At 72.9% G+C, this 13021-nt stretch carries 9 protein-coding genes; 6 read left to right on the top strand and 3 right to left on the bottom strand.

What is annotated here, in order from left to right; translation table 11 throughout:
* Window positions 1-105 precede the first annotated feature (105 nt).
* Window positions 106-3048, bottom strand: a complete 2943-nt coding sequence (locus tag SPOPO_RS27385) for an alpha/beta fold hydrolase (protein ID WP_019873276.1) — start codon at window positions 3046-3048, stop codon at window positions 106-108.
* A gap of 19 nt (window positions 3049-3067) precedes the next feature.
* Window positions 3068-4615 carry a dolichyl-phosphate-mannose--protein mannosyltransferase gene (locus SPOPO_RS0102885; RefSeq protein WP_211210840.1) on the bottom strand — a complete coding sequence of 516 codons (1548 nt, stop codon included), beginning with the start codon at window positions 4613-4615 and terminating at the stop codon, window positions 3068-3070.
* A gap of 222 nt (window positions 4616-4837) precedes the next feature.
* Between SPOPO_RS0102885 and rsmI the strand changes: the two genes are divergently transcribed.
* The 4 genes from rsmI to SPOPO_RS0102865 all read left to right on the top strand — a co-directional run bounded on the left by rsmI (window position 4838) and on the right by SPOPO_RS0102865 (window position 10415).
* A complete protein-coding gene (rsmI, locus tag SPOPO_RS0102880; RefSeq protein WP_019873274.1) occupies window positions 4838-5725 on the top strand; it encodes a 16S rRNA (cytidine(1402)-2'-O)-methyltransferase in 888 nt (295 codons plus the stop codon).
* Between the two features lie 418 nt (window positions 5726-6143).
* On the top strand, window positions 6144-7949 hold the full coding sequence (gene metG / locus SPOPO_RS0102875) for a methionine--tRNA ligase (RefSeq protein ID WP_019873273.1): 1806 nt from the start codon (window positions 6144-6146) through the stop codon (window positions 7947-7949).
* A 13-nt stretch (window positions 7950-7962) separates the two neighbouring features.
* The gene (locus SPOPO_RS0102870) at window positions 7963-8808 is read left to right on the top strand and encodes a TatD family hydrolase (RefSeq protein WP_019873272.1); all 846 of its coding nucleotides are present in this window, start codon (window positions 7963-7965) and stop codon (window positions 8806-8808) included.
* Window positions 8809-9383: 575 nt separating this feature from the next.
* Window positions 9384-10415, top strand: coding sequence for a resuscitation-promoting factor (locus SPOPO_RS0102865; protein WP_169577147.1), 1032 nt, complete (start codon window positions 9384-9386; stop codon window positions 10413-10415).
* A gap of 15 nt (window positions 10416-10430) precedes the next feature.
* On the opposite strand, the gene SPOPO_RS0102860 is transcribed toward SPOPO_RS0102865, so the two are convergent.
* A complete protein-coding gene (locus tag SPOPO_RS0102860; protein ID WP_019873270.1) occupies window positions 10431-11156 on the bottom strand; it encodes a Type 1 glutamine amidotransferase-like domain-containing protein in 726 nt (241 codons plus the stop codon).
* 29 nt (window positions 11157-11185) lie between these two features.
* Here SPOPO_RS0102860 and rsmA point away from each other — a divergent pair, with 29 nt between their 5' ends.
* The gene (gene rsmA, locus SPOPO_RS0102855; RefSeq protein ID WP_019873269.1) at window positions 11186-12034 is read left to right on the top strand and encodes a 16S rRNA (adenine(1518)-N(6)/adenine(1519)-N(6))-dimethyltransferase RsmA; all 849 of its coding nucleotides are present in this window, start codon (window positions 11186-11188) and stop codon (window positions 12032-12034) included.
* A gap of 63 nt (window positions 12035-12097) precedes the next feature.
* Window positions 12098-13006, top strand: a complete 909-nt coding sequence (locus SPOPO_RS0102850; protein WP_019873268.1) for a 4-(cytidine 5'-diphospho)-2-C-methyl-D-erythritol kinase — start codon at window positions 12098-12100, stop codon at window positions 13004-13006.
* Window positions 13007-13021: the final 15 nt, after the last annotated feature.

The following is a 13021-nucleotide window of genomic DNA, read 5'->3' as shown; positions in this document are numbered from 1 at the left end:
TTGTTCCGTTGCCGGGGGCCGCAGGTCCGCACCGCTGTCGAACGCAGCGTACGAAGGAAGACTGACCGTGGCTACAGGCTTGAAACGACGATCTCGAAAGCCTCGTCACGTTCCGCGGCGTCGGCGGCGTGCCTTCGGCGGCTCCGCATAGCTCCCGTCGGGCTGCCGCACCCACGTGACCAGCGCTTCTGCCGCCGCGTCGGCGCGCAGCGCGGCCCGCAACGGGCGCCACCACGTGGTGACCGGGATGGTCGGGAGCACCCGCACGACGGCGGGTTGATGCAGTGCCGACAGCCCGGCCAGGGCCGCGGTTACCGCGGGGGCGTCGAGCGTGCGTCCGCGGCGCAGCACCAGGGCGGCGTGCAGCTCCTCGGCCGGCGGCGTGTCACTTTCGGTGTCGACGCGAACGCCGTACGCAGCCACGAGCTCGACCTCGTCGAGCGTGCCGAGCGCGTCCTCGGCGGGCGCCGGTGGCACCACGCCGCCCGCGGTGTGGACCAGGTCGGCGAGGGCGCCGATCAGCCAGTGGTCGCCGTCGGCGTCCCGGCGGAAGACGTGCCCGGTGGAGCGCCAGGCGTCGCCGGGGGCGAGGACGTCCCGCAGCGCGTCCGGCGTCGTGGGGGAGCAGCGGGCGACGAGCAGCCCGGGCTCCTCGGGGGCGCACCGCGCGCCGACGCCGTCGAGGTCGCGGCGCAGCTCGCCGGTCGCCAGGTCGCACGAGACGACCGCGACCTCGGCGCTGCCGGGGATCGGCCGCCCCTTCGCGCCGACCTTCCGGCCGGAGAGGTTCGCGAGGACGACGTCCTCCCCGCTGGAGGCGAAGAACTCCAGCACGCCGGCGGTGGGGAAGCGGTCGACGGTCCGCTGCCAGAGCCAGGTCGGCATCCCGGACCCGACGAACAGGCGCACCGGGTGGTGCCGCTCGCCGGGGACGCGGTCGGCCTCGATGAGGTCGCGCAGCAGCGTCCAGGTGTAGGAGACGACCGTGACGCCGTAGCGGCGGACCTCGGACCAGAACGTCGCCGGGTCGTAGGACGTCGCCAGTGCGAGCCGTGACCCGCCGGCCAGCGCCCCGCCGACGCTGGTGAGCAGGCCGGCCGCGTGGTGCAGCGGCGTGACGCTGTAGACGGTGTCGGCCGGGGAGAGCTTCGCCGCCGACGCGGTGCCGTAGGCCGAGCGCGCCCACTGGCCGTTGGTGATCCGATGGCAGCGGGTCGTCGTGCCCTCGCCGGTGAACAGCAGGAAGGCGAGATCCGAGGCGCGGCCGGGGTTGGGGACGTACCACTCGGGGATCTGCACGAGGGCCGGCGTGATGCGCTCGAGGTCGGTGATGCCGGGGCCGAGGGTGCGCGGGGCCCCACCGCCGCCGAGGACGTAGACCGAGACCTTCCGCGCGGCCCGCGCCGCCTCCGCGTGCTCGGGATCGGCGATGATCCGCTTCACGTCGCCGAGGCGCGCCTCGACCGCGGTCGCGCCGTCGGGGCGGAGCATGACCGCGACCGCGCCGATCCGGTTCAGCGCGGCGGTCGCGACCAGCGCACTGGGCCGCGTCGACATCAGGACACCGACGGAGTCGCCGGGCCGGACCCCGATCGAGAGCAGCCCGCGCACGACGTTGTCGACGCGGACGCCGGCGTCGGCGTAGGTGTGTCCGCGGCCGTCGAAGACGAAGAAGTGGTCGGCCGCGTTGTTCCGGGTGCGCTCCTCGAGGAGGGCACCGACCGAGACGCGCTCGTCGGCGGACAGCCGCTCGAGCCGGGCCAGGCGCGGCAGCACGTGCTGGGCGTCGCCGGCGAGACTGATCAGCGCGCGCAGGCCGCCGGCCGCGGCGCCGAGGCCTGACCACGCAACGGTGACCGCGTACCCGGCGACGTCGACGCCCGCGTGCAGCGGCGCGGTGTTGGGGCGCGGCTCGAACTCGGCGTCGACGTCGAGGACCGCGATGGCGTCGGGTCGGTCCTCGGCACGGCCGCCGCGCAGCTCGCGCCAGGTGACCCAGTCGGCCACGCGCGGCCAGGTCGCCCGGCTCGCGCCGGAGCCGACGACCATCCCGAAGTGCCCGGTCGGCACCTCGACCTCGAAGGTGTCGGCCTTCGGGGCGGCGCGGGCGATCGCGCGCACCGACGGCGGCGGGGCGATCGAGTCCAGCGTCCCGACGAAGGCGAGAACGGGGCAGGTGATGTCGGCGAGCGTCGACATGACGTCGCCGATGACGAAGCCGCCCTGCAGCATCCGGTTGTGGGCGAGGAAGTTCTTCACGAACTCCGCGATCGCCGGGCCGGGATAGGCGACGTAGCCGTTGTTGTCGAGGAACTGCCGCTGGCCCTCGCGGGGAAGCAGCGCCTCCCGGTCGTGGAGCTGGAGCAGGAAGTGCAGGCGCGTCCGCGTCGACTTGACCGGGTCGAGCAGGCGGAACCCGAACCGGCTCGCCCACGCGGGCAGGCTCACGTGCACGAGGACGTGGTCGGCGAGCAACCCCGCGACCTCGGTGATGACGTCCTCCGCGACGACGCCGAACACCCGCGTCGCCCGGGAGTCCACCGGCGCCCCGAACGTGATCAGGCTGGCGATGCCGGAGCTGCGCCGGTACGCCGCGACCTGGTAGGCGAACATCCCGCCCTGCGAGTAGCCGGACAGGTGGACGTCGCGGTTCGTGTGCGCGCGGACCAGGTCGACCGCCTCGTGAACGGCGAGGACGTGGTCGACGACGGTCCGCTTGAGGCCGCCCTCCTCCCGCTCCGGCGCGCCGAAGTCGACCACCCAGGGGTCCAGCCCGGACTCGTGGAGGAACCGCACCGCGCTGGTCGAGGGGGAGACGTCGTAGACGTCGGCGGACATCATCAGCGGTGGCACGAGCAGGACCGGGGCGCCGGAGTTGACGTCGTCCGGGAAGTAGCGGCGGAGCCGGAACATCGACCGGCGGGCGACGACGGAGAACTCGCTCGGCAGCTCGCCGGTCAGCAGTCCGCCGTACCGGATCACCTCCGACGCGTTCGCGACCGTCGCCCCCAGCTGGCGCACCGGTCCGGTCAGGCGGGAGAGATCCACGGGGACAGTCTGGCGTCTTCTAGATCCAGGTCTTGAACCACATCCGGTCCAACCACTCGCCGCGCGGCAGGGAGCCGCCGGTGAGCAGCGGATACAGGTAGAAGAAGTTTCCGACGATCAGCAGCACCAGCGCCCCGGCGGCCCAGGCGCCGAGCTGGCGCCGGCGGCGTTCCCGCTTGCTCGCCCCGACCCCGGGGGCGGGGCCGACGAGCGCGCCGAGCGCCATCGTCAGGCCGAGGACGAGGTACGGCAGGAACGAGATCGCGTAGAAGAAGAACATCGGGCGGTCCTCGTACCGGAACCACGGGAGCCAGCCGGCCGCGATGCCGCCGAGGACCGCGCCGGCGCGCCAGTCCCGCGCGCCGGCCCAGCGCCAGATCAGCCAGACCAGGGCGGCGGTGGCGGCCCACCAGAGCATCGGCGTCCCGATGCCGAGGACCTCGCGGACACAGCGCCGCGCCTCGCAGCCGTGCTCGCCCAGATCGTCGTCCTCGGACCAGTACGCGACCGGCCGGGCGAGGACGAGCCAGCCCCAGGGGTGGGACTCGTACGGGTGATCGTCCGTCAGATTCGTGTGGAAGACCTTCATCTCGTCGTGGTAGTGCCACAGCGAGCGGATCGCGTCCGGGATGAAGGGGAATGCGGTGTCGCGGTCGGACGCCCACTGGCGTGACCAGCCGCCGCCGGTCGCGAGCCAGCCGGACCAGCTGACGACGTACACGACCGCCGACAGCCCGACGAGCGAGACGAACGCCGGGACCGCGTCGCGCCGGAGCATCGAGCGCAGCGGCTTCGGCTCGCCCGCGACGGCGCGGGCGCTGCGGTCCCAGAGGACGGCGAGGATCCCGAAGACCGCGAGAAACGGGAGCGCGCTCCACTTCGTGCCGACCGCGAGGCCGCAGCACAGGCCGGCCGCGATCCGCCAGGGCCGGACGCCGAGGCGAAGGCGTTCCCCGGCCTTGCCCCGGTCGACGAGGCGTTGGGCGCGTTCGAACGCGTGATCGCGGTCGACGAGCAGGCACGCGAACGCCGCGAGGAGGAAGAAGGAGAGGCTGCCGTCGAGCAGGGCCGTCCGGCTCATCACGACCGCGAGCCCGTCGACCGCGAGCAGGAACCCCGCCAGGCAGCCGAGCACGATCGAACGCGTCAGCCGGATCCCGACCCGGGCGATGAGGAAGATCGACGCCGTCCCGATGACCGCGACCCCGAGCCGCCAGCCCACCGCGTCCAGGCCGCCGACCTTCTCCCCGAGCGCGATCACCCACTTCCCGACCGGCGGGTGGACGATGAACGTCGCCCGGTCGAGCAGGATCTCCTCGCTGCCCTCGACGAGCTTCGCGTCCGCGTTCCGGACGTACGCCCGCTCGTAGCCGTGGTTGAGGATCGACCACGAGTCCTTGACGTAGTACGTCTCGTCGAAGACCACCGCGTTCGGCCGGCCGAGGTTCCAGAACCGCAGGAACCCCCCGAACACCGTCACCAGCAGCGGCCCCAGCCACGCCCAGAGCCCGGTCGGCATCGGCCCGAGGGACCCCCGCACCCGCGCGGGGCCCCCTGGCGTGCTCACGGCCAAGATCGTAGGGAGCCCCGTCCTCCGCCCCGCGCCCCCGCGCCGCCCCCGCCGCGCCGTCGCTGTTCCGCCCCGCCGCGCCGTCGCTCTGCTCATGCATGAGCGGGTGGTGGCTCCTCCATGACTGGGTGGTCGAAATTCGCCCTCGCGATGTCCGAATTTCGACTCCCCGCTCATGCATGAGCGGAGTGCGAGGTCACCGGGCGGGAGGATGGGGCCGTGACGGGACAGGGCGGCGCGGACTCGGGCGAGGTGGACGCGGGCGGGGTGCTGGTGCTCGCGGGGACGCCGATCGGTGACTACGCGGACGCGGCGCCGCGGCTCGTGACCGAGCTCGGGAGCGCAGACGTCGTCGCGGCCGAGGACACGCGCCGGTTGCGTCGGCTCGCCGCGGGGCTCGGGGTCGAGGTCCGGGGCCGGGTCGTCTCCTACTTCGAGGGCAACGAGGCCGGGCGGACGCCGGAGCTGCTCGAGGCCCTGACCGCCGGCGCGCGGGTCCTGCTCGTGACCGACGCCGGGATGCCGTCGGTCTCCGACCCGGGGTTCCGGCTCGTGGCCGCGGCCGTGACCGCCGGGGTCCGGGTGACGGTCGTGCCGGGGCCGTCCGCGGTCCTGGCGGCGCTCGCGGTGTCGGGGCTCCCCGTCGACCGGTTCTGCTTCGAGGGATTCCTGCCGCGCAAGGCGGGGGAGCGGCGGGCCCGGCTCGCCGAGCTCGCGACCGAGCCGCGGACGTCGGTCTACTTCGAGGCGCCGCACCGCCTCGCCGAGTCGCTCGCCGCGATGGCCGAGGCCTTCGGCGCCGACCGCCCGGCCGCGGTCTGCCGGGAGCTGACCAAGACCTACGAGGAGGTGCGCCGCGGTGGCCTCGCCGACCTCGCCGCCTGGGCCGCCGACGGGGTCAAGGGCGAGATCACCGTCGTCGTCGCCGGCGCGCCCCCGGCCGAGGCCGGCGCCGTCGCGCCCGCCGAACTCGCGGCCCGCGTCGCCGATCGCGAGGCCGCCGGCGAGACCCGCAAGGAGGCGATCGCCGCCGTCGCCGCCTCGGCCGGCCTCCCCAAGCGCGAGGTCTTCGACGCCGTCGTCGCCGCCAAGCGCGCGCGCTCCTGACCAACTTCTCCTGCGCGCCGCGCCCTTCGCGGGGCCTCGATAGGCGCGCCGCGCCGCAGAAGTCGGCCCCGACCCCCAACTTCTCCTGCGCGCCGCGCCCTTCGCGGGGCGTTGATAGGCGCGCCGCGCCACAGAAGTCGACCCCGACCCCCTACTTCTCCTGCGCGCCGCGCCCATCCCGGGGCCTCGATAGGCGCGCCGCGCCGCAGAAGATCGGGACGGGGACGGGGACGGGGACGGGGACGGGGACGGGGACGGGGACGGGGACGGGGACGGGACGGGCCGGGCCGGGCCGAACCACCCCGGGATGACGTCCCGCAGGGGGTGGGTGTCGGCCCCGGAGCGGGCTGACAAGGGGCGCGCCGGGGACGTCATCCCGCGAGGAAAAGGGGTGGCGGTCCGCGCCTAGGATCGACGCATGGCTTCCCCCCGTCACATCCTCACCGCGGTCGCGTGGCCGTACGCGAGCGGACCGCGGCACATCGGACACGTCGCCGGGTTCGGCGTCCCGTCGGACGTCTTCAGCCGGTACCAGCGGATGGCCGGGAACAACGTCCTGATGGTGAGCGGGACGGACGAGCACGGGACGCCGATCCTGGTCGCGGCGGACAAGGAAGGGCTCAGCCCCAAGGGTCTCGCGGACCGCTACAACAAGGTCATCACCGAGGACCTGCGCGGCCTCGGGCTGACCTACGACCTCTTCACGCGGACGAGCACGCGCAACCACTACGCGATCGCGCAGGAGATCTTCCTCGGGCTGCACCGCAACGGCTACGTCATCCCGAAGACGATGATGGGCGCGGTCTCGCCGTCGACCGGCCGGACGCTGCCCGACCGCTACATCGAGGGCACCTGCCCGATCTGCGGGTACGACGGCGCGCGCGGCGACCAGTGCGACAACTGCGGCAACCAGCTCGACCCGGCCGACCTGATCAACCCGGTCAGCAAGATCAACGGGGAGACGCCGCGGTTCGTCGAGGAGGAGCACTACTTCCTCGACCTGCCCGCGTTCGCGAACGCGCTCGGGTCGTGGCTGCAGTCCAAGGGCGGGGACTGGCGTCCCAACGTCCTGAAGTTCAGCCTCAACCTGGTCGACGACCTGCGCCCGCGCGCGATCACCCGCGACATCGACTGGGGCGTGCCGGTCCCGCTCGACGGCTGGCGCGACCGCAACGACAAGCGCCTCTACGTCTGGTTCGACGCGGTCATCGGCTACCTGTCGGCGAGCGTCGAGTGGGCGCGCCGTTCCGGCGACCCGGACGCGTGGAAGGCCTGGTGGCACAACCCGGACGCCGAGGCCTACTACTTCATGGGCAAGGACAACGTCGTCTTCCACTCGGTGATCTGGCCGGCGCTGCTGCTCGGCTACTCGGGCCGGGGCGATCAGGGCGGCACGCCGGGCGAGCTCGGTGCGCTCAACCTGCCGAGCGAGGTCGTCTCGAGCGAGTACCTGACGATGGAGGGCAAGAAGTTCTCCTCCTCGCGCTCGATCGTCATCTTCGTCAAGGACTTCCTCGCCCGGTACGACGCCGACGCGCTGCGGTACTACCTCGCCGTCGCCGGGCCGGAGACTTCTGACACCAACTTCACCTGGGACGAGTTCCTGCGCCGCAACAACGACGAGCTCGTCGCGGGTTGGGGGAACCTGGTCAACCGCTCGATCTCGATGGCCGCGAAGAACTTCGGCGAGATCCCGCAGCCCGGTGAGCTCCTCGACGTCGACCGCGAGGTTCTCGCGACCGCGAAGGCCGCGTTCGGTCCCGTCGGCGACCTGCTCAACCGGTCGCGGCAGAAGGCGGCGATTTCCGAGGCGATGACGGTCGTCGCGGCCGCGAACAAGTACCTGTCGGACACCGCGCCGTGGAAGCTCAAGGAGGGCGAGGAGAACAGGGCTCGCCAGGCCACGATCCTCCACACCGCGCTCCAGTTGGTCGACGACTGCAAGGCGCTGCTGACGCCGTTCCTCCCGCACAGCTCGCAGAAGGTCCACGAGCTGCTCGGCAACTCCGACGTCTGGGCGCCGACGCCCCGCATCGACGAGGTGTCCGAGGAGGGCAACGACGACTATTCGGTGCTGCGCGGGGACTACACGTCCGCGTCCGCGGTCTGGGCGTCGCGCCCGATTGCCGCCGGCACCAGGCTCGAGCCGCCGAAGCCGATCTTCACGAAGCTCGACCCGTCGATCGTGGACGAGGAACTCGCGCGCCTGGCAGCTGACATGTGATGGGCGGCGAGTAATGGCGCAGCGGCAACGCCGGGACGGCAAGGAGAACACCGACGCAGCACCGCCCGCCCCGGAGCCGCTCGAGGTTCCGGTGCCCGACGCGCACACGCACCTGGACCTGCAGGAGCCCGACGTCGGCGCCGCGGTCGCGGCCGCGACCGCGGTCGGCGTCCCGACGCTGATCCAGATCGGCATCGACGTCCCGTCCTCGCACTGGGCGGCGGACGTCGCGGCCGAGCACGACGCGGTGTGGGCCACGGTCGCGCTGCACCCCAACGAGGCCCCGCGCCTGGCGGACCTCGACGCCGCTCTTGCCGAGATCGACGCCCTGGCGGCGCGGCCGGAGGTACGGGGGATCGGCGAGACCGGGCTCGACTACTTCCGCACCGAGGGCGAGAACAACCACGCGCTGCAGCAGGAGTCGTTCCGCCGGCACATCGAGATCGCCAAGCGGCACGACAAAACCCTGGTGATCCACGATCGTGACGCCCACTCAGATGTCTTGCGCATCCTGCGTGAGGAAGGCGCTCCGGAGCGTGTCGTCTTCCACTGCTACTCCGGCGACGTCGGCATGGCGCGCACGTGCGCGGACGCGGGCTACGTTCTGTCGTTCGCAGGCAATGTCACGTACAAGGCGAACCAGTACCTGCGGGACGCGCTGGCCTTCGCCCCGCGGGACCTGCTCCTGGTCGAGACCGACGCCCCGTTCCTGACCCCGCTGCCGTTCCGCGGCCGGCCCAACGCGCCGTACCTGATTCCCTTGACGGTGCGGGCGATGGCGCAGGTCAGGGGCGAGGACCCCAACGAGCTCGGCGTGGCCCTCGCGGCCACGACGGAGCGGATGTTCGGCCCGTTCTGACGGTCGGCTCGGGCGTGTCGCGCGAGGCGAATTGGGCCCGTTCGGCCGAATTGCCCGCGTGAGGTATCTCGCACCGTTTTCCCCAGGTCCGAAGGTCAACAAAAGACCCGAATCGGACTTGCCTTTGGTGTCGATCAAGAACCAAAGACACGCAAAGTCCAGGGGAATTGTGTTCTGAGCGCCTCGGACACGCCCGCGACCAACTCGTAACGTCGTGCACATGACTCGTCGCCAGGAGCGCCGTTTTCGCGCGCCGAACCGCCGGGAGAGGGCTCTCAGCGGTTTGCCAGGCAGCGAAGTCGGTGCTTATCGTCCTGCGCTCAGTGGCCGGGATCGGAGTACTGGCCCGGGATCGCAGAGCCCCTCCCACCCCGGTACCGGCGTCCGCGCCGAGGCCGGCGGGGCCGAGTGGAACCGGGACCACCGTGCCCGGGTAGCTCGACGTCTGGAGCACCGTGCATACATCTGAGCCGACGTCTGCCCCCGCGCAGATGCCGTCGTCGCCCGGCCGAAAGGTGCGGCGTCGTCGTCAGTGGGCCATTCACGCGGCGATCGTGGCCGCGATGGTCGTGGGTGTGACGGCTTTCGTCAGCTTCGACAAGACCATCGAGCTGACCGTCGACGGTGAGACGAAGAAGGTGCACACCTTCGCCGGCACCGTCGCCGGAGTCCTCGAGCGCGAGGGCATTCAGGTCACTGAGCACGACGTCGTGGTTCCCCCGCTCGACCGTCCGGTCGCGGAGGGCCAGCGCATCGCGATCCGGTTCGGCCGCCCGATCGACCTCGAGGTCGACGGCGCCACCCGTCGCGTGTGGGTCACGGCGACCAGCGTCGACGCCGCTCTCGGCGAGCTGGGTCTGCGCGACGACAACATGTACGTCTCCGCGTCGCGGTCCTCCGCGATCGGCCGCGAGGGCCTCAAGCTCCGCGTCCTCACCCCGCGTGACGTCACCGTCGTCGCGGACGGCAAGACCCGCGAGCTCTCGACGGTCGCGACGAGCGTCCGCCAGGTTCTCCTCGAGGCCGGCATCTCGCTCGGTGCGCTCGACGAGGTCGGCCCGAAGCTCGACGCCGCTCCGAAGGACGGCTCGACGATCCGCGTCGTCCGCGTCGACTCGCGCCGCATCACGGTGAAGGTCGACATCCCCTTCAAGGTCCGCGAGATCAAGGACCGCACGATGTACTTCGGCGAGACGAAGGTCGTGAAGAAGGGCGTCAAGGGCGTCAAGGAGCTGACGCTCGACCTGATCAGCAAGGACGGCAAGGTCGCCAAGCGCGACACCGTCTCCAGCCGGGTTCTCAAGGAGCCGGTCGAGCAGGTCGTGCGCATCGGCACCAAGGCAGGCCAGTACGGCCGCACCGGCGCCGAGAACCTGAACTGGGCCGCGCTCGCGGAGTGCGAGTCGGGCGGGAACCCGCGTGCGGTGAACCCGGCCGGTCCGTACTACGGGCTCTACCAGTTCAACGCCCCCACGTGGCGCTCGGTCGGAGGCTCCGGCCTCCCGCACCAGGCCCCGCCGCGTGAGCAGACCTACCGGGCCCAACTCCTCTACAAGGAGCGCGGCGCGAGCCCCTGGCCCGTGTGCGGCCGCCGCCTCTTCTCCTGAGGCCCTGTCAGAAAGCTAGAGCCGACGCACGTCCAACGGCGTCTCCACGGCGCGGCCGTTCACTCCCGCAACGGAGTAGGCGGCCGCGTCGTCGCGTTCGATCAGGGCCTCGACGAACTCGGTGCCCCGGTAGAGCAGACCGGCGCCGTCGGAGGTCGCGTAGCCGTCCGGCAGCGTCCCGTCGGCGACGAGGCGGTGGAACAGCGGACGGCGCTGGGACTCGGAGTCGTAGTGGACGCCGTTGGAGAACGGCAGCAGGGCGAGGCCGTTCGTGACCGGACGCAGGTCCGGGCCGAACGAGTCGGTCGTCCCGCCGACGTGCCAGCACAGCGAGCCCGCGCTGACGCCGGTGAGCACCACGCCGGCCTCCCAGGCCGTCCGCATCGCGACGTCGACGCCGTGCAGGCGCCACATCGCCAGCAGGCCCGCGGCGCTGCCGCCGCCGACCCAGATCACGTCCTGGGCGAGCAGGTGCGCGGAAATGTCCGGGACGTTCGGCATCGGGAACAGCGCGAGATGACTGGGCACCCAGCCGGCGACCTGCGCGGCCTCGTAGAGCAGGGTCAGCATCGCGCGGTCGTCGCCGAGGGCGGTCGTGAGCAGGCAGATCCGCGGCGCCCGGCCGGCCACCCCGGACAGCTCGACGGCGTACTCCGTGAGCGGCGAGAACTCGTACCGGGTGCGGTGGCCGAGCTGGAGGCCGCCGCTGGTCGCCAGAATGGTGGGCGCGTCTGCAGGCATGAGGGAAACGTACGGGGATCGGAGCGCACGTGAGCGACGGCCTGCTGGGGCCCGCACAGATCCGCGCGCTCGCTGCCGAGCACGGGATCAGCCCCACGAAGACCCTCGGGCAGAACTTCGTCATCGACCCGAACACGGTGCGGCGCATCGTGCGCGTCGCCGAGGTCGGGCCGTCCGACGTGGTGCTGGAGGTGGGCCCCGGCCTCGGGTCGCTGACGCTCGCCCTGCTGCCGGCCGCCGCGCGCGTCGTCGCCGTCGAGATCGACCCGCGCCTGGCCGCCGCGCTGCCGGGGACGGTGGCGGCGCAGGCGCCGGAGCGGGCCGACCGTCTCGACGTCGTCTGCGCGGACGCGCTACGGGTCGCCGCGGCCGACCTGCCCGCGGAGCCGACCGCGCTGGTCGCGAACCTGCCCTACAACGTCGCGGTGCCGGTGCTGCTGCACGCGCTGGAGACGTTCCCGTCGCTCGCGCGGGCGCTGGTGATGGTCCAGGCCGAGGTGGCCGAGCGGCTCGCCGCGACGCCCGGCAGCCGCGTCTACGGCGTCCCGTCGGTGAAGGCGCGCTGGTACGCCGAGGTCAGCCGGGCCGGTTCGGTGGGGGCGGCGGTGTTCTGGCCGGCGCCGCGGGTCGAGTCCGGGTTGGTGCTGCTGCGGCGGCGCGAGCCCCCGGCCGCCGACCGCGCCGAGACGTTCGCGGTGATCGACGCCGCCTTCGCGCAACGGCGCAAGATGCTGCGCGCCGCGCTCGCGGGGTGGGCCGGGTCGTCCGCCGCCGCGACCGCCGCGCTCGAGGCCGCGGGCGTCGACCCCACCGCCCGCGGGGAGGCCCTCGACGTGGGTGACTTCGCCCGCATCGCCGCCCACAGGCCGCGCCCGTAGGGTCGGGCCGCACTAGGTTGAGCGCCGGGGGGTAGTCCGCCTCCCGAGGAGGGGAGGACCAGCGTGCGGCAGAGCGTGACCGTGCGCGCCCCGGCGAAGGTCAACCTCCAGCTCGCGGTCGGCCCCCTGCGCGAGGACGGGTACCACGACCTCGCGACGGTCTTCCACGCCGTCGGTCTCTACGACGACGTCATCGCCGAGCCCGCCGAGGACATCGCGGTCACGCTCGCCGAACCCGACCCCGAGGTCCCGCTCGACGAGGGCAACCTCGCCGTGCGCGCCGCGAACGCCCTCGCCGAGGCGACCGGGATCGCTGAGGGCGTGCACCTGCGCCTGGTGAAGCGCATCCCCGTCGCGGCCGGGCTCGCCGGCGGCAGCGCCGACGCGGCCGCGACGCTCGTCGCCTGCGACGCGCTGTGGGGCACCGCGCTCTCCCGCGAGGAGCTCGCCGGGATCGCGGCGACGCTGGGGTCGGACGTCCCGTTCGCGCTGCTCGGCGGGACGGCGATCGGCACCGGACGCGGGACGCTGCTCTCGCCGGTGCTCGGGCGCGGGGAGTTCCACTGGGTGCTCGCGGTCGCGGCCGAGGGCCTGTCGACGCCGACGGTGTACGCCGAGTGTGACCGGCTGCGCCATGCCGCGGGTGTCGAGGTTCCGGAGCCGGCCGTCGACGACGCGCTGATGGCGGCGCTGCGCTCCGGGGACGCGAAGGCGCTCGGGGCCGCGCTGTCCAACGACCTGCAGGACGCCGCGGTCGGGCTGCGGCCCGCCCTGGCCCAGACCCTCGGCGCCGCGGCCGAACTCGGCGCGCTCGGGGCGATCGTCTCCGGCAGCGGCCCGACGGTCGCGTTCCTGGTCCGCTCGCCCGAGGCCGCGATCGACGTCGCCGTCGGGCTGACCGCGATGGGCCTGTGCCGCGACGTGAAGCGGGCCGGCGGCCCCGTCCCCGGCGCCAAGGTGCTCCGTACGTGACCGAGTGCGTCCGAC

The sequence above is a fragment of the Sporichthya polymorpha DSM 43042 genome (assembly GCF_000384115.1).
Taxonomy (GTDB): Bacteria; Actinomycetota; Actinomycetes; order Sporichthyales; family Sporichthyaceae; genus Sporichthya; species Sporichthya polymorpha.
Note: the sequence above shows the minus strand (reverse complement) of the source record. Positions and strands in the feature narration are given on the sequence as shown.